Below are 24,656 nucleotides of genomic sequence, written 5' to 3' on the forward strand. Positions count from 1 at the left end.
GCCTGGTGTTGACTTTGATGCTCTTGGTGGCCGGCCTGCTGCTCGTTCCGAGTTCGGCGTCAGCCCTGAGTTGGTGCGAGGAAAAGCTCGCCCCGGAACCCAAGGTCACCGGCCAGGGCGTTGATTCTGTCCTCAATGATCAGGACGTGATCGACCGCGGTGACGTCAAGGGGCTGTATGAGAATTACTTGATGTCAGGCACGACGTGGTTTGTCATTGTCGACTCCAAAGACTGCTTCGATGAGCAGCGGACGCAGGGTTGGCCTTTCCTCTACAACATTTTGTGGGGGGCGGCGCGCGGTATCGATATGGCCGCTATCGAGGCGCTGCGTTTTGCGGTGGACACCCCCATGGATGCGTTGGAGGAGGTGGTGGTGGATGTGGTCGAACAGATGCGCGATGCGATCTGGCGGCCGCTGCTTCCGGCCATGACAATCCTGGGCGCCGTCACCTTGGCGTGGTGGGGGATGGTGCGCAAACGCGCCACGTTGACGTTTGAGGGTGCGATCTGGATGATCGCGGCCACCACGCTGGGGTTGTGGGTGCTCATGGCCCCGGGCGCCTTCATGAAGTTGGTGAACACCGTCGTCACCACTGGTGATGAGGTGATGTCGGCGGCGGTGACCAACGTGACCGGGGACGGTACGGATGGGCGGTGCATCCCCGGTTCCCCCGAGATCACACGCGCCGTCAATGAGGACTACACCGAGTTCGTGGCCCGCCAGCAGAGCGAGTACGTGTGGGAATCGCTGGTGTGCCGGACATGGCTCGTCGGGACGTTCGGCTCGGGGCCCTCGGCCGAAGCACTGGCCGGCGACCACGCCCGGGACCTCATCGCAGCCCAGGCCCTGACCCGTACCGAGTCGATGTCGGTGGGGCTCAACACCGACGAGGACGGCACTGATGAGTACTACGACACCCTCGCATCGGAGAAGAAAGCCGATTTCCAAACGATCTCCGGGGAGATCGAGGACGCCCACACCCCCACCTGGAACATGTTCCGGGGCGCGGAAGGCGGGGATCGGACCATGGCCGCGCTGGTGGGGTTGGTCGCTGCACTGACCGGTGGCCTGTTGATCCTGGCGGCCGCTGTGGGCCTGCTGATCTGCAAGCTCGGCGTCATCCTGCTGATGCTCACCTCCCCGCTCTTCTTCCTGATGGGCATCCATCCTGGGCGTGGGCGCACGGTCCTGCTGCGCTGGTGGGAGTTGTTGGTGGGGCTGGTCATCAAACAGTGGATGTGGATGGCCATGGTGCTCTTGTTGGTGTTGACGTTGAACACGATCATCTCCACCGTGCGCCCCTATGGCCTGGCGCTCGTGCTCATGGTCGCGCTGGTCGCAGCGGTGCTGAAGTTCAAGGATCCGCTGTGGGGCACGCTCACGCACGTGTCGTTCTCCGGCGATAACGCTCCTTCGCAGGGGGGCGGCTACTCCATGACCAAGGACAGGATGCAGCGGGCCGCCATCGGCGCGGTCAAGGGCGCGGTCAAGGCTCCGTGGGCCGTGGGCGCGGGAGCCGCCACAGGTGCGTTCCGCGCGGCGGTGTCCAACCCCGCTAAGCGGGAGGTGGCGGCCCGGCGCGCGGTCAACCATCAGAACAGGGTGGAGGAGATCCGCGCGGACGATGCGCAGGCGCTGGAGCGGGGCCAGCAGCGCAACCGGGAGCGTGCCGGGCAGGTGGCGGGAGCCCCCGACGGGGGTGCCGGGAGCGGTGCAGGTGCAGGGGGAGGTGCTGGACAGAACGCACCAGACCGGCGCCAAGGCCGGGTTCCCCGCGAGTGGGTGCGTCAGGGGGGTGGGGCGTCTCGACCGACTGCCCGCCGCAACCGCACCTCGCCGCGGCGTAGTGCTCAGGCGCCGAGCCGCCAGCAGCCGACCTACCTGGAGGTGTTGCGAGGACAGGCGGGCCATGGGGTGGGGGGTAACCGGCAGCCGGACCAGGCTCCGCGCAAGCGGCCGGCGCCTGCGGCACCGGCGACCCCCAAGCGCATCCCGCGTAACCTGCGCCGGTCTACGCGGGCACAGCAGCGCCGTAGGGGTACGGGCGGGGGTGCGTGATGGGGGCCAAAGGGGGTCTGGCCGGGGTCGGCGTCGGGCTCGGGGCGTGCGTGCTCGCGTTGGCGGTGGCCGCGCAGCAGCTCACCGCGATGACCTATCTCCAGGGCGGGGGCGGTTCGCAAGCCTGCTCGGAGGGGAGCACCCAACCGTCCGGGTCAGTCGAACAGGCCAGCGTGAGCACGGTGGCTACGGACGAGATTCCATCCGACATGCTGGAGATCTACCAGGATGTGGCCGAGGCATGGGGCATGGACTGGGCTTTGCTGGCAGCGGTCGGGTTTAAGGAAAGCACGCACAATACCAATCGTGCCGTAGATACGGAAAACGGTGCTGGCGCATTGGGGCCGATGCAATTTATCCCTGCGGCCTGGGAACATCATGGTTTGTACTACGGGGACAAAACTGGGGAGAAGGGAAAGCCTCCTCTCAAAGAGCGCTTGGACCCCAAGCACTCCGTGTGGAGCGCAGCGCATAAACTCACCGACCAGGGTGTGAACACTAACCCTGAAAAGGCACTGGTCCGGTATTACGGGGCCGATGTGGACGGGTATGTTCCCACGGCCATGGCCAAAGCTAATCAGTACCGGGACGGGGATTTCACCGCCGGTACCGGCGGTGAGGTCATTATGGCTACCGTGGAGTGCCCTGAGAACACCGGCATCTCCGGTCAGGCTCCGGCCTACGCCGTCGGTGACCTGAGCGGCCAGCTACATTTGGAGCCCTGCATCCTGGATGATCCGCCGTTCGGGCCGGGCAACATCACGCCGCTCACCTGCGCGGGTCACAGGGCGATCGTGGACAACTTCCGGCCACGGTTGGACCACGGCGGAAACTGTAAACGTTCCAAAAATGACGGTGGTCAGCATTTCACAGGCCAAGCCTGTGATTACATGACATCGAAAGGGGGGACTTTTTCATCAGGGGATGCCCAACGCCTGGGTGATATGATCACTGAGTACGTCATGAACAATCACTCCGAGCTTGGCGTGCGATACATCATCTGGTATCAGTCCATTTGGCACCCCAATCGCACCAGCTGCGACGGAGGGCGAACCTCCTACAGTGCCAATGTTTCCAATTTGTCATTTGGTATCTGGTGTGGGATGAACGACCGTGGTTCCATTACTGAGAACCATTATGATCATGTCCACGTGTCGTTCATCGACTAACCGTGCGTATTGCATCAGATGCGAGATTCCCGCATCTGATGCGATCACAGCTGTTCGGCGCGCTCCACCCGCCACCCGCCACCCTGGGTGGTGGTCATGGTCACGCCGTACTCTCCGAGGTCAGTGGGCTCCTCGCCGGTGTTGGGCTCGGACTCGGCCGCCACGACGAACGTGACCGTCGTGGGGTCGAAGTAGGTGACCTCGGTGACGCTGGCAGCGCCGGTCCAAGCCACCGACGCATCGCGGGCCAGCACGCGCCACGGGCCCTCGGCGATGCCGTCGGGGGTGGTCAGAGTGACGGCGTAGGAATCGGTGGCCCATGCCCCGACCCGTTCGGTGTGGCTGTCCCAGTCGTCTCGGCCGGAGTCGACGGTGGCCACGTCAGCGACGAAATCCGCAGCCCGCCCGCCGGCCTCGGCGAACTCTCCGCGGCTGTGGGGGAACCACCCGTCGACCTCGTCTATGGCGCCGTTGGCGGGAGGTGTCTGCGGTTCGAGGAAGGGCTGGGGCTCAACAACCTGCTCCTGGGCCTGCTCCTGGTCCGGGTCGGAGCTGAGCCTGTCGCTGATGATGCTGAACAGGCCCACTCCCATGAACATCGCCACCACCACGCCGATGGCGATGGTGGTACCGCGTCGGGACAGGGGCCGGTCGGTCTGGGAGTTGAACATCGAGGCTCTTCCAAGTGATGGTCTTCGGGGTGGGCCTGCACATGTGTGCTGGTCCCGCTACGGTGGGGCATCATGAACGATGCCCTTTCGCGGCTGGTGCCGCCGCTGGCGGTGGTCCTGATCGCGACCGGGTGTGCCTCGCCCTCGGGTGATCCCTCACCAGCGCCGGAACAGGATCCTGCCCCGGCGCCTCCGTCGGCCAGCACACAGGTCCACGTGCTCTATAACGGCGTCTCAAACGACCGTCTGAGAGGCGTGGACTATGAGGTGACCGTGGAGTTCGGCTCCAGCATCTCCGACGGCGGAGAATGCGATCTGGCCTCCCCAGAGAACACGGTCACGGTGCCGCTGACACTGACCCTGGTGAACACCCTCGACCCTGAGGACCAGGGCGAGAGTAAAGGCGAGTCGGTGTCGTGGTCGGCGCCACGCACACTGGCCGTAGAGCCGGTGGGCGCGGCCGGACCGCTGCGGTGGGCCCCGCACCGTCCGGGGCACCCGTGTACCGACCAGCCCGATGTGGAGTCGGCAGTGTCGGCGGCGTGGCAGTACCGCGAACAAGCGGTCATGACCGGCTACCTCACGGGCGTCCCCGAACAGGATCCGACCGGCACGGGTGTGCAGCTGGAGTTCACCCGCGAGCTGTGGCAGATCCAGGACGAAGAGCCGACGCCGCTGACCGTGGTCTACTGACCCGCGCCCAGCGGCCCGACCGCCCCGGATCAGCCCACCGACGCCCACTCCTGGTCGTCCTCGATCCCCTCGGGCTCCACAAGCTCCCGGGCTGCGGACGCCTCCTTGGGGGGCTGACGGGTGGGGTTGGTGTCCAGCCGCCTCAGCACCTCCTCAGAGACCAGGTCCACGGCGATGTGGGCCGTTCTGCCGTCCAGATCGCGGAACAGGCACTCGCCGTTGCCGAGGTTGCGCAGCACCGCACGATGGTTGTCATCGTCGGCCACCCCGAGCAACGCCATCACGTTGCCCACCTCCTGGGCCTCGCTGGAGCGGAAGGCGAACGCCGAGGACAGGCAGTTGGTGACCTGTTCGTTGAGCATGTCGCCCGCGTTCTGGGACACCAGGATCAGGGCGGTGTTGCGCGAGCGGCCCATTCGGGAGACCTCGGGGACCAGCTTGGCGCCCTCGGGGGTGGAGGTGATCGCCCAGGCCTCGTCCAGGAAGATCGCCTTGGGCAGGCGCCGGTCCAGGCCGTTCATCAGGCGGCGAGCGAACTGCGAGACCAGGTAGAGCAGTGCGACGGACAGCCGCTGTTCGTAGGAGTACTCGTCCCTGGCCGTGCCGGAGTCGGGCAGGGAGAGCCCGCCCAGGGTGAACACGGTGGTCCACCCCTCGGTGTCGATTTGGGTCTCGCCCTGGGGGTCAAAGCACAGCGAGGCCAGCCGCATCTCCGCCATCGAGCCCAGGACCGCGCCCAGGTTGCGGGAAGCGTCCCCGTCCTGGGCGAGAAGATGGTCCACGACCTTGGCCAGGGACGGCTGGGGCTGGTTGGCGACCGCCGCCACGGCCTGGATCATCGCCGATTCGCGCTCCTCGCTCATGCGGGGCAGCAGCAGGCGCAGGGTTTCGGTGGCCATGGTCTTCTTCGCGGCGAGGTCGTCACCGAAGGCGAAGGGGTCGAGCAGGCCGGGCTGGGCCGAACCCAGCGACATGGTGCGCGCCTTGCGGCCGCGGTGCTTGAGCAGCTCCACGAGGGACTCGGCGTCGCCCTTGGGGTCGATGGCGGCGACCGTGACCCCGCGCATCGCCAGCTGATAGATCATCAGCAGCGCCAGCGTGGTCTTACCGCCGCCAGGCTCGCCGGTGATGGCGATGGCGGTGGGGCGGTTGCGGGCCGCGGCGACCATCGGGTCGAAGTGCACGATGGAACGGGCGTGGTCGACGGTCTCACCGACGTAGGGGCCGATCCACCCGTTCCCGGCACCGTCGATCTCATCGCCCACCACCACCGTGGCGGTGGGCATCCCACCGGCGATGGTGCGCAGCGGCTGACGCTGGGCGTAGGCGTTCAGGCGGATGCGATCGCCCGGCAGGGACTCGTTGAGCAGCGAGTACTGATCCCCCGTCGACAAGACGACGTCGATACCAATGTCCCGGTAGTGCTCGATCACCGCCTCCGTGCGGTAGATGAGCTTTTCCTCTGTAGGGGCGGCCACGCGCAACCGGTGCCAGCCGTAGACGAACGGCATGCGCTCCTTGGTGATGCCGTGCTCCAGCATGCGGGCAGCGTCGATCTGCTCGGACAGCGCGATGGGCGCCTCCACTCCGGCCTCGGCGATGTGCGCGTCCATGTCACGGGCGTGCGCGAGCTTGCGGCCCACGTCCCGGGAGGCGCGGGCGGGGGAGACCAGCCTCATCCGGCTGGAGACCTCGACCGCAAAGGGCAGCGAGTCGGCGAAGTACAGCCAGGGCTCGCCGTCGGGGAAGGCCATGAGGTCCGGGAAGCGGGAGAACGACAGGTAGGCCACGTAGGTGGAACCCTGGGGCTGTTCCAGGCAGAGCATGGACCGGCCGTTCAGGATGATGCCGTCGGCCAGGCGCTCGATCTCACCGCGTCCCCAGGCGCGGCGGTCCACAGCGGAGGGCTGGTATCGGTCCCCCACGCCAGCGGTGGTGTGCTCCAGCAGCCAGGCGATCTCATCGGAGGTGGCGTGGCGGGCGCGCAGGGAGCTGGTGGCCAGGGCGCGGCCGAGCCGTTCGGCCTGGTCGCTCCAGCGGGCGATCTCCTCGGGGTTGGTCTGGTGGTCCTCCAGCCCGAGCGCCTGTTCTGCCCGCAGGTAGAGGTCGCGGAAGTGGCCGAGAATGTCGCCGGTGGCGCGGCCGCCGCGTTGGCCGAGCCGGACGCCGAGGTAGACCTCCTTGGTCCAAAAGTCCGCGGCCCACACGTGCCGGTACATCTCGTCGAGGTAGTCCTCCCAGCCGGGGCCGGGGACCACCCGCTCGTCTAGTGCGTTGGCCCAGTCGGCGGCCGGGTAGGGGCGGTGGGCGACTCGGAGGTGGACCTCGGCGTCCTCCATGCGGATGGCGGCCAGGGCGATGGTGATGTTGGTGGCGAGCACCTGGCGGTCTTCGCCGGTGGTGAACTCGTAGGACACCGTGGGCAGGCGAAAGTAGGCCCAGGCCTCGGTGTCGTTGAACAGCACCCGGTCATCGAAGTAGGTGACCGACAGCCGCCCGCTGGTGGCCTTCATCGTGGTGTTCACTCCTTGTATCAGGCGGCGTGCGCGGGGACCGGGGTCGGCGCCGCGGCGGTGGTCCGGGGTGCGGGGGCGAGGGCACGGGGGATGGTGACCGTGCGCAGGCGCCGTGTGGGACGCCCTGTCGCCGTGCGCCGGTCGGGGGCGGTGCCCTGGTGCCAGACGGTGGCCTGGATGTGGACATGGGCGGGCTCGTACTCCGGGCGCATACGCACGTAGACGCGGGCCTCGGTCATGAACCGGGCCTGGCTCACGAGAAGTTCGCCGAGCCGTTTGGCCTCGGCCACGGGCCGGGTCACCAGGACGGCAAGCACCCCGGGGGGCACCACCCACAACACCAGGTGCCAGCCGTTGCCGAAGTCGAACGGCACACGCAACAGGGCCAGCAGCAGCCACCATCCGGCCATCGACGCGATGAAGATCGTGCCGGTGGTGACGGGTACCGGCATGGGAAGCCGGAAGTCGTAGAGCTTGTACAGGCGCTTTTCGATGCGCCAGATGTTGGTGTAGGTGGGCAGGTCCACGTGGCGCCTCCCTCGTGGGGGTTCAGGAACGGGTGGGGACGGCGCCCTGGATGTCGCGCACGTACCAGGCGCCGGAGGACTCGACCATGGTCAGGTCGTAGCGCTGGACCAGGGTGTCGGTGTCGGCGCCCTCGGCGACCTGCCAGGTGACGGTGGCCCGCGCCGAGCGCGGTTCATCGGCTGAGCCAGGAGGCACGTCCAGGTCGTCCAGGGAGATGAACGCGAACGTGCCGGTGGGCAGGGCCGCCACCCGGGCGCCGGGCTCGACGTAGCGGGACAGGTGTTCGGGGGTTTCGGCGTAGGCGGCCAGGAACCCCGACACCACCGGCTCCATGGCATCGCGGGCCTGGCCGTCGGTGTCCTGGTTCGTCGGTTCGGGCAGCGTTGCCTGGGCAGGTGCTGGCAGGAGAGCGGGTGGCCCTGAGACCACCAGGGCGGTCCCGGACGTATTGGCGTGGACGGGGACCTCCAGGTGCATGGGCTCGCCGTTGACCAGGGCCGAAACCGTGACCAGGGCGTTCTGGTCGTCGTTGGCCTGGACCTGGACGATGCGCACGCCAGATCCGGTGACGGCTTCGGGCAACAGGTACTGGCGAACGCTGTCCTCGGGGACGAAGTCGGCCAGGGTCGCCCCGACCTCCTCGCCCTCGTCCTCGGCCGTGGGCTGGAGGTAGACCTCGGCGAAACTCGCGGCGAAGCTCCCGGCGGCGTCCTCGGGGAAGTTGCTCCCTTCCTCCTGCGCGTCCTGGGGTTGGGCCTGGGCGGGTTCGGGGCTGGGGAGCCACGGCTCTGCCAGTCGGACCGTGCCGTTGGCGCCCACGATGACGATGACCGTCCACAGGGCGGTGCGGCCGGCATAGACCCGCCAGCGGCCGCCAGTTCCCCGGCGGCCGCTGCGAGGCTGGGGAGCCTCGCCGGTAGGGGGGGTGGGGGACATCGAACCTCCGGGAGAGCTGGGATGAACGGGTGACGGGATACGGACAGGCCGCACACGGATTGTAGAGCTCCCGGACCTGTTCAGGGCACTCAGCCCTACGCGATGGACCTGACCGAAATCGGTGGACCGGGCTCGGGGAAGAACCGCCCGCTACCCCATCCCGTCACTATAGGTTTTCAAAGGTAACCATGCGTGGCATCGGTGGATGTTCCCCGCGCCCTGCCCCGCCTCATTCTTCGGGCCTACACCCGCCTCAAACTCGGACCGGAAACCCCATGCGTCGAACCCTCCTGCCCCTGCTCCTGGGGTGCCTGCTCACCACCGCCGCCACCCCGGCCCTGCCTGAACCCGATGAGCGGGACGTGGTGGTGGAGCTGGTCAACATCGAACGTGCGTCCGCTGGCTGCGGGCCTGTCCACGTGGATGAGCGCCTGGCCGCGGCCGCACAGGACCACAGCCAGGACATGGCCGAGCGCGACTACCTGTCGCATGAGAGCCCTGAGGGGGAGGGGCCGCGGGAGCGCGCTGACCGGCACGGTTACCCGCACCTGGTTGCCGAGACCGTCGCGCGGGGGCAGCAGAGCGCCGAACGGGTCGTGGAAACCTGGATGGCCAGCGAGAGGCACCGGGCCATCATCCTCAACTGCGATCGCGTGGCCGTCGGCGTCGGCGAGGCTGAGCGGGCCTGGACTCAAAAGCTCGGCCACGGGTGAACACGGGCGGGGCCCGACCGCGTTGGCGGTCGGGCCCCGCTGGGGTTGGTCACAGGGCGCGGCCCTGGACTGAGATGGCCGGTCCGATGCTCACTCTCATGAACTCCTGGGGCCCGGGGTGGCGGGGTAGCCGCCATCCTCGCCGCGCCACTCACGCAACGCCCCACACAGGAACTCGTAGACAGTGAATGTACCGTCCGGCTCGTAGGTCTCCCAGTCGGCCGTGATCCACTCGGCGAACGCCTCCGCCGACGCTTCGGGCACGTAGGTCTCGGCCCATTCCTGGATGTGCTCCTCCTGGGGACCGTCGGCCTCCTCCCCGGACACGGCCGGGGCGTCCCACCCTAGGAACGGGGGTGTGGTGTCAGTCTCGGTGGTCACTACTCTCCTCCTGAGAGGTGGTTGGTGTGTATCGGATCGTGGTGGAGTTGGTCGCGCTCTCGGTGCGCGACAAGGTGGCGTGCGTCCTGGTCCAGGACGACGCGTTGCCGGGTAGCCCAATGGACGTCGCCGAGGAACTCGCCGTCCCCGTGCGGCACAGCCTGGCCGCGCTGTGCGGGCCTGCGTCCGCGACCTGGCCCCTGGGTCAAGTGGGTGCCTACGGCGGTGCGGCGGGGGCTGTGCGAGTGGCCTACCGGGTGCTGTGCCCGCCGTCGGCCACCGCCAACGGGGGACAGTGGGCCCCGGCCGTCGGCGTCTTCGACCCGGCGGTGGTCGATGCTCTCGGCCAGCTGGCCCAAGAGATCGAACTGACCACCGCGGCGGCCGCGCTTTGCCCTCACCCTGAGTTCACCATCTCGGACCTGCGCAACGTCTACGAAGCCCTCTGGGAGGCTCCCCTGGATTCGGGGAACTTCCACCGCTCCGTACGGAGAAACCCTGCGGCATGGGTGGACACTGGCGGCCGCCGCACAGGCACGGGAGGTCGTGCGGCGGCCCTGTACCGGGCCGGTACTCACCGGTTAACTTCCCCGGTGCTGCGTCCCCTGGACTCCTGCGCGGGCAGCACCAGGTAGGCGCCGACCAGGTCTCCATGTGGGCGCACCCGGCATCCGGCCCCGGTCAGGATCTGGTGCGCCTGCGGTCCCGCGCGGGTGATCGTCGAATCGGTGGCCACCTCCACCGCCTCCAGGTGCGGCGCCGGGATATAGGGCACGACCTGGGTGACGGCGGTTCCGAGCGGGGCGAGTAGCTCGCGGACGTGTTTCACACGCCGCCGCCAGTCGTCACCGATCAGGGGTGGGTGCCAGGCCCGGTCCGCGGCCAGGCTCGCGCGCACCTGCTCGGGCAGCGGCACCGGGTCCAGGGCGGTGACCAGTTCCTGGAGGGTCTCCAGCGGCCCGCCGTCGGTGGGGGCACCGGGGCCCTTGACCACGTAGGCCTCCCACGGTTGGTCCCACTCCACGGTCAGGCCGGTGCCGGGGATCAGGTAAACGCGCGGGGAACGGGGCTTGGCGCCGGGGTCGATACGGCGCATATCCCGAGAGCGGCGGGGGATCATTGTGTGATCCCGCTGGGGCGAGTCAGGGCGGCGGTGATGATCTCGCGCACCGCCTGACGGTGCTCGGGGCGGGCGGTGTCGTAGGCGGCCAAGTCTGCGGCGACCAGGCGGCCGGTTCGGCCGCGACCTCCGCCTCGCACACGTCGGCCTGCCAGGATCACGCGTGGTTTCGCCAGGTCACCACTGTTGCGCAGCCAGTGCCACACGTGCTCGTCGCCGCCTCCGATCATCACGGTGGCGGTCAGCAGCGCGCTGAGCACGTGGGCGGCCTCGACCTCAACGGGCTCGGTCTCGGGCTCGGCGATCTGGGTGTGCAGCGCGGTCACGGCCCGGCGGGTGTGGGGCGCGCTGGCCGGGGGCTGGTCCATCATGGAAGTGGCTCCTCGTTGTTCCTCGTCAGGGGCGGGGGGAGTCCCGGGGGCCGCCGAACTTTTGCCGGTAGGCGGCCCTCGGTCCTCGTCAGGGTCTCAGGCGGTGTCGATCGGCTGCTGGTCGATCAGCACACCAGTCAAGCGCTGGGCGGCCCGGTGAACCGGTTCGGCGCACCGGTCGGCCTGGTCGATGCAGCGCAACAGCTCGGCCACGGTGGCGGCCTCGCGGGCCTCGGGTGTGGCACGAACCGGCAGCAGACGGCGCCAGCCCCGGGGCGGCTCAGCCGCGACCTGGGCGGCGACCGCGTGGGCGGCGTCCTCGACCTCGGGCGGAAGTCCAGGAGTGGTGGCGGCCTCGTGGGCCTGTCGCAACAACATCGCCAGGGCCGCGGCGGCCGCGTCACCACGGTGATCCAGCAGGCGGATCGCTGCGCCAGTAGTGGGCATCATGCTTGTCCTTCCTCTTCTATGGGGTGCGGGCCTCACCCGGGTCTACGCGACCTCGACGGCGACCGTGCGCTCGCGTTCTTCCTCGGCTGCGATCTCGGCGTCCAGTCGGTCCCGCTCCGCACGCAGCAGCGCCAAGCGGGAGACCACACCGGTCACGATGATCGTCAGACCGTTCGCGACCTGGGCGGTGTACCCGGACGCGGTCAGCAGCTTTACCACCCGGTTGGGGATGTAGCTGTCCACTTCCGAGTGCAGCGTGATCAGGGCCCCAGTGGGGACCAACTCGGTGCTCTCCACCAACCTGTGGCAGGGCTTGGCGTGTCCGACGATCGTGGTAATCAGGTTCAGCTCGTCCTGGGTGGTGGGAATGCGACGGGACGCCGCCTGTCCGTTGTCGTGGTGGTAGGTCATGATGTACGTGCTCCTCATGTTCTTCGTCAGGGCTGGGAGAGCGGTGCTGGGGCCGTCCGATCTTTGCCGGTGGGGCGGCCTTGGTCGTGTGTGCGGTCTGTTCAGCCGCCGTCGGTGCTGCGGTCCAGGGTCTGCTCCACCAGGGCGACGGTCGCGCCGGGCCAGTTCGCTCGGGCGGCCTCCAGGGCCTCGGTGGGGCTGTCGGCGCGGACGGCGTCGGTGATCTCGTCGTCGCGCCACACCACGCGGACGGGGTGTTCGCTGCGGGGGTCGGTCGCGTAGTCGTAGGTGTCGTTTCCCTGGCGGTCGACTCCGCAGGTGGTGCACACCCACGCCGTGTTGGCCACGTAGGTGTCGCATCCGGTGCACCGCCACGTCGGGGCGGTCCGGGGCTCCGGAGCAGGGGCCGGGCTGGTCGGGTGCTGCATGGTGGTTCCTCTCTGCTGGGTGGTCGGGGGCGGGCGGCCCCGCCCCCCCCCCCCGGGGGGGGCTTCAACGCTGTGGCCGCTACTCCTCTACCCCTCGTTCTCCGCGTCGGCCTCGCGGATCAGGTCGGCGCAGCTGGGCCCGCCGCCGTAGGTGTTGGTGCACGGAGGCCCGCCGGTGGGCGCTCCGCAGTTCTCGCACTCTCCTGCTGACATGCTCTTCCTCTTTTTTCTCTGGGTGGGGGCGGGAGCGGGTGCTCCCGCTCGGGTGGTCTAGGGCCGATCCTGGGCGTCGGCGGGCGGGTCCCACTGGTCGATGCCGGCCAGGACCAGGGCGTTGATGTCGCCGCGGGTGCCCTCGGGCAGGGTGGCGGCCGCGGCCAGGACGTGGTGGGCGGCTTCGGCGGCCTCGCGCGGGGCGGCGGCCAGTCCGTCGGCGGCTCCGGCGAACGCGGGGTCTGCGGTCCAGGCGCGCAGGTCAGCACCGGTGACCTGGTCGTAGCGTGCGGCCAGCAGCAGCGCGCCGAGCACCTCGGCGGCCTGGGCGGCCAGGTAGGGGCTGGCGGGTTCCTGGGTGGTGGCGGCCTCGACCAGGGCGCGGGCGCGCTTGGTGTGCGCGGGCAGGGTCGGGGCCACGGGCAGCGCGGTGTCCGGGATGCCGAGCCGCTCGATCAGCCTGCTCTGGCGCTTCTGGGAGGTGGCCCCTCCGGCGTGGCCGCGCAGGGCGGCGATGTCGTCCCAGGAAACACCGTCCTGGACGTACTGGGCGGCGGTGAGGATCACCTCGGCGTGCTCGATCCCGGTGTGGGCGTCGCTGATCAGCACGGTGGCGGCATCCAGTTCCTGCCGGGTCACGGGCGCGGCGGCGAACTCCTCGGCCGGGCTGCGGCTGAGGTCGGCGGCCAGGCGGGCCACGGCGAGCGCGGCGAACACGTGCGGGGCGCTGGTTCCGGCCTGGGCGGGCAGGTCGGGGTAGCGCGCGGTCAGGATGCGCACGGCGTCGTCGGTGGTGAGGCGGTCGGTTCTGCTGGTCACGGTGGTCCTGTCGTGGTGGTCGGGGGTGCCGCCGGGACGGTCGGCGGCACCGGTCGGGCGCTCAGTAGCTGAGCCATCCCTCGGCGGCCAGGGCGGTGGGGGTGGGCAGGGCCTGGAACTCCTCGTTCGTGGCGCCGGCCGGGTTGGTGAGCACCGCGTAGGCGGGCACGCCGTAGGTGGCGGCCACGGCCAGGATGTCGGCGCGGGCGACCGACGCGAGTTCGCCGAGTGTGTTGGGGTGAGGGGCCAGGACGACGGGCAGGCGCTCGCGCAGGCGGGCGGTCAGTGGGGTGTCGGCGATGTTCGTGCCGAGCTCGGTCGCGTCCTGGCCGGGGATCTCGGGGTCCTCCACGGACACGACCCACTCGGCCGGGTAGCTTTCCAGGATCTCGTGGCCGGTGATGGTGCCGCCGATGAGCGCGACCAGGGCGGGTTCCGCGGCCAGTTCCTCGGCGGTGGGGGCGAGGGTGTGCAGCGTCGCGGCGTGCTCGGCCGCCTCGGGCTCGGGGCCCTCCTCCTTGGGGGCCTTTTCGCAGTGGGCGCACACGCCGTGGTCGGGGTGGTCGTCGTGGGAGCGGTCGGCGTCGGCGTGCCCGGCCACGACCAGGTTGCCGAGCCAGCCGAGCTGGTCGGGGTCGGCCTTGACCTCGTGGGTCTTGCCGTCGGGGCCGGTCAGGGCGATGGTCGTCGTGGGGCCCTCGTCCATGGGGTAGGCGTCGAACATGTCCGCCAGCAGCTCGGCGACGTCCTCGGCGCTGGTGCGGGGGGCTTCCTTGTGGGGATCCACGATGCCTCCTGTTCTGGTCCCGGGGCCGTTGTGGGTGGCGGCCCCGGGATGTGCTGGGTGCTCAGATGTGTATGGCGTCTTCGTGCTGGTCGCAGTGGGCGCACACGCCTTCCTTGGGGTGGCCGGGCTGGGCGCGGTCCTGGTCCTGGTGGCCACGCCGAATCAGGTCGGCCAGCCATACGAGCTGGTCGGGGTCACCGTCGATCTGGAGCGGGCGGCCGGTGTGGGTGTCCACGGTGAGGGTGAGGGTGGCCGCTTCGGGGCTGGCCATGGGGTAGTCGGCGAACAGGGCGCCGAGCGCCTCGGCCAACTCGCGGGCGGCGGTGTTCGCGGTGGTGGACATTGGCCTTCCTCCGGTTCGTGTGGGTGGTGGGGCCGCCCCTCAGGACGGGACGGGCGGCCCCGGGTCGGGTGGCTAGTGGCGGTCCTGGACCGCGACGGTGAGCAGGTCACCGCCGGGGGTGCGGATGAGCAGCTGCGCCCACGAGGCGGGGGCGATGGCCTCCACGATGGCCTGGGGCTCGATGGGGGTCAGGGCGCGGGTGATGGCGGCCAGGGCCTGGGCGTCGGTGTCGGTGGCGTCCAGGTGGGCGGGGGCCTGGGCCAGCGCCACCGGGTCGCGGGGGTAGTCGTCGTGGGCCTCGTTCACCTCGGTGACGGTGAGCAGGCGGGTGCGCCCGTCGGGCCAGGAACCCCCGACCGCGACGCCTCCGGAGTAAGGGAGTTCGACGGTGGTGACCAGGACCGGGGTCCCGGCCGCCTCCAGTGCGGCCAGCGTGACGAGAAGGAACTCCAGCGCGACCGGGTGGTCCTCGGCGTCGGCGCCGATCTCCTCGCGGATGTCGGCCTCGGTGTAGGTGCCGCCCTGGCCGGGCTGCACGCGACGTCCTCCGTTACCCATGATGCCAACCCCTCATATTGTCGTCGCTTTGACGATTGCTGATGTAACCATCATAGCGCGGATCGTGAGCGCTGTCGTCACTTTGACGAGAAAACTTTGGGATCGTCATTCCGACATCTAGCGCATAATGCCACTTATGCGCGGGCGGGGGAAACCCCCGCCTTCTAATACCCGGCACTTCCCCCGTCACCTGTGAGACGGTGCACTACTCCAGATAGAGGACTCCGGGGCAAGAGGCAGGAGAGAAGAAACCGGGAAACCCTGCGGCATGTGCTGTTCGGGGTGTAGCTTCGCCCCCATGAACACGAAGCGGACCATCTGTGTCGACACTGTTGAGACTCCCCCCGGTTCTCCTGGACCTGAGAAGAGCACCGGCCAGAACCCCGCAGGCAAACCCCCGGCCCGCCCGCCCTCGCCGGAGTCCGCCCGCCAACTCCTGGCGGCCGCCGAACACCTGGCCGCCGGTAGCGGCCGCGCCCCCGATGACATGACCGATACCGACCTGTCCCGACTGCTGCGCGCCATCGTCCCCGCCGAGGCCGCCCTGGACCGCGCCGCGCTGATGGTCCTGGGCGCCGCGCGCGGGCGCAACGTGTCCTGGCCGCGCATCGGCAAGGCGCTGGGGCTGACCGCGGACGGGGCGCGCGACCGTTTCGACCGCGCCTGTGCCCGTCACCCCGACTACACCGCGCCGCTGGCGCCCACCCTGGGCGCGCACATGGCCCACGCCAATGGCCTCATCGCCGCCATCGCCGACCCTCCCGAGGGGTTCACCCGCCACGCCGCCACCCGCCTGCTGGGCGCCGTGCTGCTCACCGCCACCCTGGACCAAGCGCCGGAGCTGGTCGGCCACTGGCTGACCGACCCCACCCTGTCCGGGGCCGCGGCGGCCGCCGCCCGCCACCCCAAGAACGACGGGGCGCACAAGGCCCTGACCGAGTTCACCCGTGAGCGCCCCGGCACCCGCGCCGACCTGCTCGACATCATCCGCGAAGCGGTCCAGGACAGCCCGTGGGCGGTACAGACCACGGCCCCGGCGGCCCCGGCCCTGGAGGCCCACGGCACCCCCACCACCGAGGCGCCCACCCTGGAGGACCTGCGCGATCTGGCCCGGACCTGGCTACGGGAAGGGTCCGGCCCCGCCTCCGAGGGCGCACTCCCCGGTGAACTCCCCGTGGCCGCCCGCCGCCTGGGCTCGGTGCTGCTCGCCGCCACCTGTGACGGCACCGGCCTGGATGAGGCCGTAGCCCACGTGGTGCCCCACTGGCTGGACCGTGACCACACCCTGGCCGACGCACTCCAAGCCCTGGACGCACGCCCCCGCTCCCACCCCGACGCCGGCGCGGCCCGCGAGGCATTGGCCCTGCACGCCGACGACGAACCCCCCATCCGCGCTCGCCTGGTGTCCCTGATGCGCGCCGCCCTGCCCGACCAAGCCCCCGCCAGCCCTCCGCCCCAGAGCACCCGCCACCTGACCGAGGCGCCGCAACCCCGCGAGGAACGGGCCCTGGACACCAACGCCGCGCAGCAGGACCTGGACGACCTGCTGAACCTGGGCCTGCTCATCACCGACCGGGTGAGGGGCGAGGACAATCCGGCCGGGCGGGTCCTGCGCGAGTTGGCCCAGGCCATCGACACCGGCGCCCCCGCCCTGCTCGATAAGCCGATGGCGGCCGTGGCCACGCTGGAGGACCAAGCACGCACCTGGGCGCTGGGGGCCGACGGCGCGCGGCTGTGGGAGCGGGTGCGCCGAGGCCGGTACGGGCCCCAACCCACCCCCGCCAGCATCTCAGCCGCAGACGCGGCCCCGCACCTGCTCGGCGCCGCCCGGGCCCGCGACGAACACCACCTGGCACAGTTGACCGAGACCACGGGCGCGTTCGCCGCCCTGGTCGCGGACGCAGGTTTGCCGCAGGCCGTGGCCGGGCCCCTGGAACAGCTGCACGGGGCCGCCGCCCCACACCTGCACCGGTCCGGGCCGGACCGCTTCCCGGTCCTGGAACGCCTGGCCGAGCTGGACCGGGCCCTGCGCGAGCGGGACGCGCACGCCCTGGCGGCCGCGGTCCACCACCTGCCCAAGGGCGGCGTGGACCTGTTCGACGCCTCCAACCTGTCCGGGGTGGGCGAGCCCTTGGGCGGGGTACTGCTGGCCCTGGACGGCCACCCCCCGACCACGGTCCCTGAGCCCGAACCCGAACCGGCCCGGCGCCCCGGCTACGCCCGCCCCCTGGAGCGGGCCGGACTGGCCCCGGCGGTGGCCGACGCGCTGGCCGACCCCCTGACCCAGCTCATCGGCGAGGCCACCCTGGTCTGCCACCGCGAGGTCAACCCCCAGACCCGGCAGCTGATGGAGGCCCTGCAACCCACGCTGCTCTCCCAGAACCCGGCCCGGGTCCGGACCCTGCTCTACCTGCTGCCGCGCCTGAACCTGATCGGCCTGCACGAGTGGGCCCCGCTGGCCCTGGCCATCACAGAACACGCCCCGCACCTGGAGTGGCTGCCCTCCTCAGCCCACGTGCTGGACGCGGCCGAGCTGCCCACCCACCTGGCCCAGGACATCGACGCCCTGGTCAACGACGGGCGCCGGACGCTAGTGGCCTCCTGGGCACCCGGCGCCCCCGCCTGGCAGGCGGGCCCGGCCCTGGAACAGCTCACCGCGGCGGTAGAGGGCGGCGACGCCGACCGGCTCCCGGCCGCGCTGGAGGCCGTGGCCGAGTTGGAACAGGCCGCGAACACCGGCGCCGGGCTCGCCCCCGAACTCAGCAGCCGGTGGGAGGACCTGGCCTACAGCTGGCGCCGGGCGCGCCCGGCCCACGCCGAGAATCCCGCCGCCCCGGTGGCGCAGGCGGCCTCCCCCTGGCCGGACAAGGCCGCCCATGTCCTGCCCGACCACCCGGACCTGGCGGCCGCGCTGGCCGCGTTCCTCGACGCGGTCGGCGGCCGCGCAGGGGTCCAGGACCTGTCCGACCTGGCCAAGGACCAGCGCGCCTACGCGGCCACGTACCGCCTGGTGAAGGTCGTGGACAACGGGGACCGGCCCCGCATCGGCGACGCCCTGGAGGACGTGGTCAAGCTGAAGCCGACCCGCGCCCCGTTCGGCAAACACCGCCCCGACGCGGCCGCCGCCCTGCGCGCTCTCATCGACGCCTACGACCACCAGTAAGGACACCGGATGCTGCGCGATGCGCTGTGGGAACTGTGGAGTGCTGCCCTGGCCGTGATGGCCCTCGGGGCCAGCCTGGTAGCGACCCTGGGTCTGATCTGGCTGGTGGTCACCGACCCCGGCCGCGCCGACGTGTGGGTGTGGGGCCTGGCCGCGCTGTCGGTGGCGGGTGATGTCGTGGCGGCCGTGCACAAGGACCGGCGCCCCTCGCGTCGTCCCCGGCTGGCCGGCCTGGGGTGGCTCGCCTCAATCGTCTTCGGCGTCCTGCTGATCCTGGGCGCCGGCGGTGCGGGCGGTGTGGTGGTCATCGGCTGCGTGCTCGTGGCCAAGGCCGTCGTGGACCTGCCCGATGCCGTCGGGCTGTGGCCGAGCCAGATGGCAGGCGAACCCTCCGTGCCGCGATGACCTTTTCTACCTGACCACCAACGAAGAAGGAGACACCTGATGATCACCGGAAACCGGTTGAACGGACTCGTGCGCGAGGCCGCCGAGCACGGGCTCTACATCGGCAGTTCCGCCTCGCCTCTGGCCGACCGGGGCACCCCGGCCGAAACCGCCGACGCCGCGGTGCGCTCCTACATCGCCAACGCCACTGGCCTCGATGTCGGCCAGCCCGAGAATCCGGCGGCCGTCTACTACACCGCCTCCTCCGGCACCTTCCCAGCGTCGTCGGTACTGCCTGAGGGCATCGACCTGTCCGAGCTGTCCCCGGACCAGGCCGCCGTGCACGTGGCGCGGGCGATCCGGGACGGTGCGCGCCGGGCCCGCGAGGACGCCGAAGAGGTGGAGCGGGCCGCTGAGGCGTTCCTGGCCGAACACGACCGCGGGGAGGGGTAAGTAACTGGTTCCGGCTTCACCGACCTCACCCGCTCGTGGACAGAGAGAATGGACGACATGAGCACAGAGGACACCCCCAGTCACATAAGCGCCGCCCTCAACCGAGGATGGGAACGGTAGGGATGGACCTGCCGCACTCAGTCCGCCTCCCCGATCGCTTCGAACTACAGCAAGGGGAGGAAACAACTCTGGTCGCCTGCCCCACCTGCGGTGACGCCGAGGGCCTACTCCTACGGTGGCAGGTGGGGCACGAACAGGACCACACCATCAGCTGTCGGCGGAGGCATGAGTGGACCGAACCGAGGATCTCTCCCCTCGCGCTGCGGCGGCTCTCCCACGACGGGGCCCCGCCCACGGCCCGGGGCCCGTGGCGAACCGAAGTGGGCAACCCCGTGCGCGTACACGAGGGTCGGTGGCCACGTTGGCGCACCATCGCCTGCCCGGCGTGCCAGGGCCGGAAGGGAATCACCGCCGAGCGGGACCGCGGCGCCATCACGCTGGAATGCGAGTGCATGCACCGCTGGCCGCACCCTCTGGGCAACAGCCTCGATGCCTGGGTGGCCCTGGAGATGGGCACCCCGACCAGCCGCCGCTCCCTGTGGTGGGGCCAGGGCCCGATCCTGGCTATCGCAGCGGGAATGGGGCACTGGTGGGTCGTTGGTGCGCCGTGGATCCTGCTGGTGGGTGCGGCCTGGGCGGTGGCCGCCGCCCTGCGCTGGGTCCTACTGCTGCGGAGCGCGCGGGTGGATGTGCGCGCCGAGCTGGGGCAGCTGCTCGGCCACGCGCTCCGGTGGCAGATGCTCGTCCTGGTCTGTGCCATGGCGGGCGGGGGCGTGCTCAGCGGCGGCCAGTCGTGGGGGGTGTGGTTGATGACCCCCACGATCCTGCTAGCCCTCCCCGTGAGGCCGAATCGTCGCGGGGGAGCGGCCGGGCCCGTGTGAACGGGTTTTCCGCGAACCCGGTCAAAGGTGGTCCACGCTGGTAGGAGTCGGAGCGCAGAGACCTGACGGCTAATGCCCAAAGGGTGTGGGGCGCCCATCTCTGCGAGCAACATCCGCCGTTGGAGCGGCAGGCCCTTCGGGGCTGGGGACGCAGAGCGTCCACTCCACCCGCGGGCCGTCCTGGTGCACCAGGACGGCCCGCGGTGTTACACCGTGCGTCACTCGCGCAGCCGGGGCGCGAGGTAGGCGGACCTGGCCCTCAACCTGTTTCGGGTTCTTGATACTCGACTAGGACCTCGGTGTCGTCGGCGGGATCGTAGTCCCAGGCCGCCCACCTGTGCTGTTCGCGATCCCAGTAGGGGCCGGGCTCGGTGCACCCCGGCCCGGCCAAGCGCTCCCGGTAGTCCTGGACGCTCTCGTCGTCCCACCGGGGGTGCGTCGTGGCCAGCTCGGCGATCTCCGTGCGCAGTCGCGCCCGGCGCCGCTGGCGGCGCTCCTGCACCTGTTCCTGCCAGATGTGCGCGAGGCCCTGGGCTGCCCGGCGCACGCGCGCGGGGGTGAGGTCCTCGGCGTCGATGGCCTCCTCGGGGGTGTCCAGCCACGCACCGCACCTGTGGGCGAGGTCCACCGATTTTAGGGGGTTGTTGGGGTTGCCCCCGTCCAGGTACAGCGGGCAGGGCCCGGTGCGCGCCACCGGCTGCCGACAGCGGGGGCACTCACCGTAGGGGCGGTCTGTCCACAGCACCACCACGGCCAGCGGCAGCGCCATGTAGGCGCTGGTGGCGGTGAGGGCCTCGATGTTGACGTGAGTGGGCAGCGTTGGCCGCACCTGCTCCACCCACGCCTGGGGGTCGTCCACGAAGTCCATGCCTGCTCCCATGTTCGAAGGCTGCCGGGGCGGTTCCAGCGGTTCAACGTGGACAGCCACAGGGCTGTGGAGACCACGACCCTACGCGCCAGCACCGACAGTCCCCCGTGGGGGCGCGGCCAGCTCTTGCCACCACGGTTGTCCCAGACCGCGCGGAGGTGGGTCGGTGATGCCGCCCGCCGCGGCGAGCGAGTGCGACCGGTTCCTAGCCGCTGATCCTGCGCCCGCCGGTGTTGGGGAGCGTCCCCTGGATGTGCGGCGGCGACCACCGCCACCCGTACCCGTAGTGGTGGCGCAGGTACCGCGCCCGCGCCCCGGTGCGGGACATCCCCACGAGCTGCCCGGCCCGCTGATAGGACAGCCCCACCTGGTCCACCAGGTGCACGATCTCCTCGGTGGACACGTCGCTGCGCAGCCGGGTCCCGGTACGCCGGATCTCCACCCCCATCTCGCGCAGGCGGTCGCGGACCGTGGAGGAATCCAAGCCGAACGCGGCGCCGATCTCGTAGCTGGTGTAGCCACGCTCGTACAGGTCGGCCATGGCCTGAGAATCGCTCTCGGGCGTGCTCACTGCTGTCTCCTGTGCCTGGTGTTGGGCATCAACGTGGACGGCCAGGCGGCCGTGGGCACCCATCGAAAAACGGGCACCGGTGATCAACGGAGACAGCCCACAAAGGGCTGTGGAGAGTCGTGCGCGACAAGAACGTGTCGGCCGAGAGTATTTCCTTCAACGTGGACGGCCAGCCAGGGCTGACCGTGGAACCCACACGATAGCTCACCGCAACGACAGAACCGGGGACCATGTCCGCCCGGCGCCGCGAGTGCGCTGGACTTGGCCGGTGCGGGCCGCCCACACGAGGGTGTGGGCACCGACCGGCAGCCCTACCGGGGCGGAATGAGAGAGACTACTGCCCGCCCTGCTCCGTCTCCGGCGGGGAGGCGGGGCGGTAGCCTTCCACGATTTCCCAGTGGCCGGGGTTGAGGATCCGGGCGACCTGCGCCAATTCGTGCACGGTGTGCTTGGCGTACTCGCCCTTGAACAGATACGTGGGATTGGTCCCGCCCATGGTCAAGGCTGCGGGGCTGCGCGAGTTGACCTGACGCATGATCGCGTGCCAGGCCCCCAAGGGGTCCTCGACCTGGCCAGGCCCGAAGTCCTCATCCTTGTCGCCGACCACCAGCGTCAGGAAGTGGCCCCCGCGCTGGGCGTGGTAGGCCTCGATCTCCTCGGGCGTGTGAGTGGAGAACATGTTGATCTCCTCCATAGCCGCGGCCAAGGTCTCACGTGTGTGCTCATCCATCTCCGGCTCTTCGTGTGGGGCCTCCTCGCCCACTTCCCACCGTGGGGACGCGGCCTGCTCGAGGGCCTGGCGGCCGCGTCCGCTGGCGAGCGCTTCGCTGTTGAGCAGCAGGTCCAGCACGGTCTCCTCGAGGTCGAACAGGCCGCGCCCGCCCAGGTGTTGGTCGTAGACCTCGCCGTCTACGGTCCCCAACCCCAGAGCGGTGGCGCTTTGCCACATCGGTCCGTCCTCGGTCAGTTCCACGGCGGCGAGCACGCCCACCCGCTCGCGGACCACGCGCAGCGCCGAGAGCACCCCGCGGGCCGGGTGGGAGTCCCGGGCGTGGGTGTAGGTGGGGCCTTCCAGCTGTTCCCAGGCCTGGTCAAGCTCGACGGTCCACTGGATCATGTTCGCGGCCAGGGCCAGTTTCTGGGCTGGTGGGGAGGTGAGCATGGCCATCCCGGCGGTCATGCGGGCGTGCTGCCAGCTGCCGTAGGCGGTCAGGAACCGCCCGTCGGGGGTGGAGGCGTCAGGGGTTGGCGTACTCACAGGCGGTCTCCGTTCGGGGAGGATGGCCCCGCATTGTCGCAGATCACAGGCCTCGCGCAGAAGGGCTTGCGCGTGGCCCACTGGGGAGTCCGCCCACCGGCATGGCAGCAAGCCAACGCCGATGGGCGGACCTCAACGCCGAGCGAGTCGGTATCTGTTGGCCTCGGCGGTTACGGCATGGGCCAGGTGGTCTACATCTCGGCGCGCGTTGCGGTCGGCGGAGGCGTAGATCATGTAATACCGGTCGGGGTTGTCCTGTTGCACGATCTGGGCGCACAACCCCCGGTGCTGGATGGCTGGGTAGTCGATCCGCGCACCGAGCGTGTCGGTGATCTCGATCCGCACCTGCCCCAGGTCCACCATGGCGCAGTCACCTTCGCTGGAGACCTGGGCGTCCAGGTGGACCAGCGCGGACAGCACCAGCGGCCCGGTGGTGGCGTCGGGGTCGGCGCCCTCGGGGGCCTCGTTGGCTTCTTCGCAGGCAAGGCAGGAGTCCTTGAGCCGATATCCGCCCTCGTGGCCGCACAGGGTGCGTGCGGCCAGGGCGCGGCCGGGGCCGTTGATCCAGTACACGGGGCAGGTGCGCAGGCTCTGAGGCGTGGGCGCGCAGGCCTCGGGTGAGGGGTAGGCGTCCCTGCCCCAGTCCCAGTCCGGCCGGTACATGACCTGACGGACAGGGTGGTCTTCAGGCAGGAGCCAACGTGCGCCCGGGGTGAGGTAGACCCCGGCGGGTGTGGAGCGGGCCAGGACGGCGTTGACCAGGTCCGTGGTGTCGGTGTCCTCGGGCAGGCGTCCGTCGTGGCCGATCCGGTCGGCCACTGCATCGAGCGGGCCGTATCGGAGGTTGCCGTGGTTCATGGGGGTGCGTTCCTTGGGTTGTGCATAGGTCGTGCGGGCTCTGGTGTGGCGGGGGTCCGGTGGGGCCGCCCTGGCTGGGCGGCCCCGCTGGGACATCAGATGCGCAGGTCGCGTGCGAGCTTGGCCACGAGGTCGGCCACTTCACCGATGAGCGCGGGGGTCACCGGGGTGCCGGTGCTGTCGTGGGGGGTGGTGCAGCCGCCGGTGTCGTCGATGAACTCCACCTGTAGGCCCCAGGTGGCGGCGGGGAGGCGGCTGACATTCTCGTCTTCGGCGGCGCTGATACGGATCACCCCTTCGGGGCCCACTGCGATGTGCTCGGGCGCGCGTCCGCCAGCGTTGTCGATACCGGTGTCGGTCACTCCGTGCTCGGCGAGTGCGTCCAACAGCAGTAGCCCCACAGGCAGCCCTTCAAGGGCGAACGCGTCAGTGGACTTGTCCAGGAGGGGTAGCCACGTCAGGGCACCAGCCAGGAGGCGCACGAGCTCGTGGGGTGCGCGGTCGGGGTGGGCCTCGCTCGGGGAGTGGGAGAGGTCGCTCAGCAGGCGCCGAACACTCCGCTGGTCGTCCAGGCTCTGCTCGATGCAGCAGTCCGTGAACTGCGCGAGCCTGATCAGGTCGCCCTGGGCGGGCATGGTCCGCTTCGATGCGAGCTTGCGCGCCTGGGGCCACAGCTTCGCGTGAGCGGCGATGCGGGTGGTGCCCATATGGCGGGCGGCCGCGTCGATGACGTGTGCGGTGGCCGAGCGCAGCCCTGTGAGCGTGAGGGCGTCTCTGGGGGGGTATTCGAGGTCGTTCAGCGCCATGAGGTTGATGGCGTCAGCGGGGACGTCGTAGGACATGTTGCTCTTCTCTTCGGAGACGGATGTATCGACGGTGAAGCGAGAAGGCCAATTCTCCACTTCAACACTCCTTATAATAACACACATTGTGGTGTGGGGGACACGCCCGTTCCTGATCTCCCCCCTGCGCACCACCGGCCACCGACTGGGT

General features: G+C 70.1%; 29 protein-coding genes. 9 read left to right on the top strand and 20 right to left on the bottom strand.

All coding sequences use genetic code 11. From position 1 onward, the window contains the following. Window positions 1-26: 26 nt before the first annotated feature. Together NE857_RS33935 and NE857_RS33940 are read left to right on the top strand one after the other, a co-directional pair. Window positions 27-2,060 (top strand): hypothetical protein, encoded by a 2,034-nt coding sequence (locus NE857_RS33935; protein ID WP_254422189.1) that lies wholly within the window; start codon window positions 27-29, stop codon window positions 2,058-2,060. 182 nt (window positions 2,061-2,242) lie between these two features. Continuing rightward, on the top strand, window positions 2,243-3,229 hold the full coding sequence (locus NE857_RS33940; RefSeq protein WP_254422190.1) for a VldE C-terminal domain-containing protein: 987 nt from the start codon (window positions 2,243-2,245) through the stop codon (window positions 3,227-3,229). 44 nt (window positions 3,230-3,273) lie between these two features. On the opposite strand, the gene NE857_RS33945 is transcribed toward NE857_RS33940, so the two are convergent. Next, window positions 3,274-3,900, bottom strand: a complete 627-nt coding sequence (locus NE857_RS33945) for a hypothetical protein (RefSeq protein ID WP_254422191.1) — start codon at window positions 3,898-3,900, stop codon at window positions 3,274-3,276. A gap of 72 nt (window positions 3,901-3,972) precedes the next feature. Between NE857_RS33945 and NE857_RS33950 the strand changes: the two genes are divergently transcribed. Further along, the gene (locus tag NE857_RS33950) at window positions 3,973-4,593 is read left to right on the top strand and encodes a hypothetical protein (RefSeq protein ID WP_254422192.1); all 621 of its coding nucleotides are present in this window, start codon (window positions 3,973-3,975) and stop codon (window positions 4,591-4,593) included. 29 nt (window positions 4,594-4,622) lie between these two features. Here NE857_RS33950 and NE857_RS33955 read toward each other — a convergent pair whose 3' ends face one another. Genes NE857_RS33955 through NE857_RS33965 form a run of 3 tightly spaced genes read right to left on the bottom strand, consistent with a single transcriptional unit; the run spans window position 4,623 to window position 8,573 of the window. Continuing rightward, a complete protein-coding gene (locus NE857_RS33955; RefSeq protein WP_254422193.1) occupies window positions 4,623-7,106 on the bottom strand; it encodes an ATP-binding protein in 2,484 nt (827 codons plus the stop codon). Window positions 7,107-7,126: 20 nt separating this feature from the next. Then, a complete protein-coding gene (locus tag NE857_RS33960) occupies window positions 7,127-7,636 on the bottom strand; it encodes a conjugal transfer protein (protein WP_254422194.1) in 510 nt (169 codons plus the stop codon). A 22-nt stretch (window positions 7,637-7,658) separates the two neighbouring features. Continuing rightward, window positions 7,659-8,573: a conjugal transfer protein gene (locus NE857_RS33965; protein ID WP_254422195.1), complete on the bottom strand. Its 915-nt coding sequence runs from the start codon at window positions 8,571-8,573 to the stop codon at window positions 7,659-7,661. 275 nt (window positions 8,574-8,848) lie between these two features. On the opposite strand from NE857_RS33965, the gene NE857_RS33970 reads away from it, so the two are divergent. Next, window positions 8,849-9,286: a CAP domain-containing protein gene (locus NE857_RS33970; protein ID WP_344012471.1), complete on the top strand. Its 438-nt coding sequence runs from the start codon at window positions 8,849-8,851 to the stop codon at window positions 9,284-9,286. A gap of 96 nt (window positions 9,287-9,382) precedes the next feature. On the opposite strand, the gene NE857_RS33975 is transcribed toward NE857_RS33970, so the two are convergent. Next, window positions 9,383-9,667 carry a hypothetical protein gene (locus NE857_RS33975; RefSeq protein ID WP_254422196.1) on the bottom strand — a complete coding sequence of 95 codons (285 nt, stop codon included), beginning with the start codon at window positions 9,665-9,667 and terminating at the stop codon, window positions 9,383-9,385. Between the two features lie 26 nt (window positions 9,668-9,693). On the opposite strand from NE857_RS33975, the gene NE857_RS33980 reads away from it, so the two are divergent. Continuing rightward, window positions 9,694-10,302, top strand: coding sequence for an NrtR DNA-binding winged helix domain-containing protein (locus NE857_RS33980; RefSeq protein ID WP_254422197.1), 609 nt, complete (start codon window positions 9,694-9,696; stop codon window positions 10,300-10,302). On the opposite strand, the gene NE857_RS33985 is transcribed toward NE857_RS33980, so the two are convergent. The 10 genes from NE857_RS33985 to NE857_RS34025 all read right to left on the bottom strand — a co-directional run bounded on the left by NE857_RS33985 (window position 10,242) and on the right by NE857_RS34025 (window position 15,167). Then, a complete protein-coding gene (locus tag NE857_RS33985) occupies window positions 10,242-10,763 on the bottom strand; it encodes a hypothetical protein (RefSeq protein WP_254422198.1) in 522 nt (173 codons plus the stop codon). The two genes, NE857_RS33980 and NE857_RS33985, sit on opposite strands and share 61 nt — an antisense overlap. Window positions 10,764-10,783: 20 nt before the next feature. Next, a complete protein-coding gene (locus tag NE857_RS33990) occupies window positions 10,784-11,158 on the bottom strand; it encodes a hypothetical protein (RefSeq protein ID WP_254422199.1) in 375 nt (124 codons plus the stop codon). Between the two features lie 96 nt (window positions 11,159-11,254). Continuing rightward, entirely contained in the window at window positions 11,255-11,608 is a 354-nt protein-coding gene (locus NE857_RS33995) for a hypothetical protein (RefSeq protein WP_254422200.1), read from the bottom strand. Window positions 11,609-11,650: 42 nt separating this feature from the next. Beyond that, window positions 11,651-12,019, bottom strand: a complete 369-nt coding sequence (locus tag NE857_RS34000; RefSeq protein ID WP_254422201.1) for a hypothetical protein — start codon at window positions 12,017-12,019, stop codon at window positions 11,651-11,653. 101 nt (window positions 12,020-12,120) lie between these two features. Then, window positions 12,121-12,447: a hypothetical protein gene (locus tag NE857_RS34005; RefSeq protein WP_254422202.1), complete on the bottom strand. Its 327-nt coding sequence runs from the start codon at window positions 12,445-12,447 to the stop codon at window positions 12,121-12,123. Between the two features lie 87 nt (window positions 12,448-12,534). Then, complete coding sequence (locus tag NE857_RS34435) at window positions 12,535-12,660, bottom strand: hypothetical protein (protein ID WP_301184373.1); 126 nt, start codon at window positions 12,658-12,660, stop codon at window positions 12,535-12,537. Window positions 12,661-12,717: 57 nt separating this feature from the next. Beyond that, window positions 12,718-13,479, bottom strand: coding sequence for a hypothetical protein (locus tag NE857_RS34010; RefSeq protein ID WP_254422203.1), 762 nt, complete (start codon window positions 13,477-13,479; stop codon window positions 12,718-12,720). A 61-nt stretch (window positions 13,480-13,540) separates the two neighbouring features. After that, window positions 13,541-14,266, bottom strand: a complete 726-nt coding sequence (locus NE857_RS34015; protein ID WP_254422204.1) for a hypothetical protein — start codon at window positions 14,264-14,266, stop codon at window positions 13,541-13,543. A gap of 61 nt (window positions 14,267-14,327) precedes the next feature. Then, window positions 14,328-14,609: a hypothetical protein gene (locus NE857_RS34020; protein ID WP_254422205.1), complete on the bottom strand. Its 282-nt coding sequence runs from the start codon at window positions 14,607-14,609 to the stop codon at window positions 14,328-14,330. A 72-nt stretch (window positions 14,610-14,681) separates the two neighbouring features. After that, entirely contained in the window at window positions 14,682-15,167 is a 486-nt protein-coding gene (locus tag NE857_RS34025; protein WP_254422206.1) for a hypothetical protein, read from the bottom strand. Window positions 15,168-15,465: 298 nt separating this feature from the next. On the opposite strand from NE857_RS34025, the gene NE857_RS34030 reads away from it, so the two are divergent. The 4 genes from NE857_RS34030 (at window position 15,466) to NE857_RS34045 (ending at window position 20,108) form a co-directional block, all read left to right on the top strand. Then, window positions 15,466-18,330: a hypothetical protein gene (locus NE857_RS34030; RefSeq protein WP_254422207.1), complete on the top strand. Its 2,865-nt coding sequence runs from the start codon at window positions 15,466-15,468 to the stop codon at window positions 18,328-18,330. A 9-nt stretch (window positions 18,331-18,339) separates the two neighbouring features. Beyond that, window positions 18,340-18,735, top strand: a complete 396-nt coding sequence (locus NE857_RS34035; RefSeq protein ID WP_254422208.1) for a hypothetical protein — start codon at window positions 18,340-18,342, stop codon at window positions 18,733-18,735. 39 nt (window positions 18,736-18,774) lie between these two features. After that, the gene (locus NE857_RS34040) at window positions 18,775-19,167 is read left to right on the top strand and encodes a hypothetical protein (RefSeq protein WP_254422209.1); all 393 of its coding nucleotides are present in this window, start codon (window positions 18,775-18,777) and stop codon (window positions 19,165-19,167) included. A gap of 122 nt (window positions 19,168-19,289) precedes the next feature. Then, window positions 19,290-20,108, top strand: coding sequence for a hypothetical protein (locus tag NE857_RS34045; RefSeq protein ID WP_254422210.1), 819 nt, complete (start codon window positions 19,290-19,292; stop codon window positions 20,106-20,108). Window positions 20,109-20,367: 259 nt separating this feature from the next. On the opposite strand, the gene NE857_RS34050 is transcribed toward NE857_RS34045, so the two are convergent. The 5 genes from NE857_RS34050 to NE857_RS34070 form a co-directional block, all read right to left on the bottom strand. Continuing rightward, window positions 20,368-20,988: a hypothetical protein gene (locus tag NE857_RS34050; protein ID WP_254422211.1), complete on the bottom strand. Its 621-nt coding sequence runs from the start codon at window positions 20,986-20,988 to the stop codon at window positions 20,368-20,370. A 193-nt stretch (window positions 20,989-21,181) separates the two neighbouring features. Continuing rightward, on the bottom strand, window positions 21,182-21,547 hold the full coding sequence (locus NE857_RS34055; RefSeq protein ID WP_254422212.1) for a helix-turn-helix domain-containing protein: 366 nt from the start codon (window positions 21,545-21,547) through the stop codon (window positions 21,182-21,184). A gap of 334 nt (window positions 21,548-21,881) precedes the next feature. Then, window positions 21,882-22,805: a hypothetical protein gene (locus tag NE857_RS34060; RefSeq protein WP_254422213.1), complete on the bottom strand. Its 924-nt coding sequence runs from the start codon at window positions 22,803-22,805 to the stop codon at window positions 21,882-21,884. A gap of 132 nt (window positions 22,806-22,937) precedes the next feature. Further along, window positions 22,938-23,663 carry a hypothetical protein gene (locus NE857_RS34065; RefSeq protein WP_254422214.1) on the bottom strand — a complete coding sequence of 242 codons (726 nt, stop codon included), beginning with the start codon at window positions 23,661-23,663 and terminating at the stop codon, window positions 22,938-22,940. 95 nt (window positions 23,664-23,758) lie between these two features. Beyond that, entirely contained in the window at window positions 23,759-24,505 is a 747-nt protein-coding gene (locus NE857_RS34070) for a hypothetical protein (protein ID WP_254422215.1), read from the bottom strand. Window positions 24,506-24,656: the final 151 nt, after the last annotated feature.

It is taken from the genome of Nocardiopsis exhalans (assembly GCF_024134545.1).
Lineage (GTDB): Bacteria > Actinomycetota > Actinomycetes > Streptosporangiales > Streptosporangiaceae > Nocardiopsis > Nocardiopsis exhalans.

Bases quoted from the DNA above. Each gene is read 5' to 3' on its own strand.
- NE857_RS33945 (WP_254422191.1), bottom strand. From the start codon at position 3,900: ATGTTCAACTCCCAGACCGACCGGCCCCTGTCCCGACGCGGTACCACC.
- NE857_RS33950 (WP_254422192.1), top strand. From the start codon at position 3,973: ATGAACGATGCCCTTTCGCGGCTGGTGCCGCCGCTGGCGGTGGTCCTG.
- NE857_RS33955 (WP_254422193.1), bottom strand. From the start codon at position 7,106: ATGAAGGCCACCAGCGGGCGGCTGTCGGTCACCTACTTCGATGACCGG.
- NE857_RS33965 (WP_254422195.1), bottom strand. From the start codon at position 8,573: ATGTCCCCCACCCCCCCTACCGGCGAGGCTCCCCAGCCTCGCAGCGGC.
- NE857_RS33970 (WP_344012471.1), top strand. From the start codon at position 8,849: ATGCGTCGAACCCTCCTGCCCCTGCTCCTGGGGTGCCTGCTCACCACC.
- NE857_RS33985 (WP_254422198.1), bottom strand. From the start codon at position 10,763: ATGCGCCGTATCGACCCCGGCGCCAAGCCCCGTTCCCCGCGCGTTTAC.
- NE857_RS33990 (WP_254422199.1), bottom strand. From the start codon at position 11,158: ATGATGGACCAGCCCCCGGCCAGCGCGCCCCACACCCGCCGGGCCGTG.
- NE857_RS33995 (WP_254422200.1), bottom strand. From the start codon at position 11,608: ATGATGCCCACTACTGGCGCAGCGATCCGCCTGCTGGATCACCGTGGT.
- NE857_RS34000 (WP_254422201.1), bottom strand. From the start codon at position 12,019: ATGACCTACCACCACGACAACGGACAGGCGGCGTCCCGTCGCATTCCC.
- NE857_RS34005 (WP_254422202.1), bottom strand. From the start codon at position 12,447: ATGCAGCACCCGACCAGCCCGGCCCCTGCTCCGGAGCCCCGGACCGCC.
- NE857_RS34435 (WP_301184373.1), bottom strand. From the start codon at position 12,660: ATGTCAGCAGGAGAGTGCGAGAACTGCGGAGCGCCCACCGGCGGGCCT.
- NE857_RS34020 (WP_254422205.1), bottom strand. From the start codon at position 14,609: ATGTCCACCACCGCGAACACCGCCGCCCGCGAGTTGGCCGAGGCGCTC.
- NE857_RS34025 (WP_254422206.1), bottom strand. From the start codon at position 15,167: ATGGGTAACGGAGGACGTCGCGTGCAGCCCGGCCAGGGCGGCACCTAC.
- NE857_RS34030 (WP_254422207.1), top strand. From the start codon at position 15,466: ATGAACACGAAGCGGACCATCTGTGTCGACACTGTTGAGACTCCCCCC.
- NE857_RS34035 (WP_254422208.1), top strand. From the start codon at position 18,340: ATGCTGCGCGATGCGCTGTGGGAACTGTGGAGTGCTGCCCTGGCCGTG.
- NE857_RS34040 (WP_254422209.1), top strand. From the start codon at position 18,775: ATGATCACCGGAAACCGGTTGAACGGACTCGTGCGCGAGGCCGCCGAG.
- NE857_RS34045 (WP_254422210.1), top strand. From the start codon at position 19,290: ATGGACCTGCCGCACTCAGTCCGCCTCCCCGATCGCTTCGAACTACAG.
- NE857_RS34050 (WP_254422211.1), bottom strand. From the start codon at position 20,988: ATGGGAGCAGGCATGGACTTCGTGGACGACCCCCAGGCGTGGGTGGAG.
- NE857_RS34065 (WP_254422214.1), bottom strand. From the start codon at position 23,663: ATGAACCACGGCAACCTCCGATACGGCCCGCTCGATGCAGTGGCCGAC.
- NE857_RS34070 (WP_254422215.1), bottom strand. From the start codon at position 24,505: ATGTCCTACGACGTCCCCGCTGACGCCATCAACCTCATGGCGCTGAAC.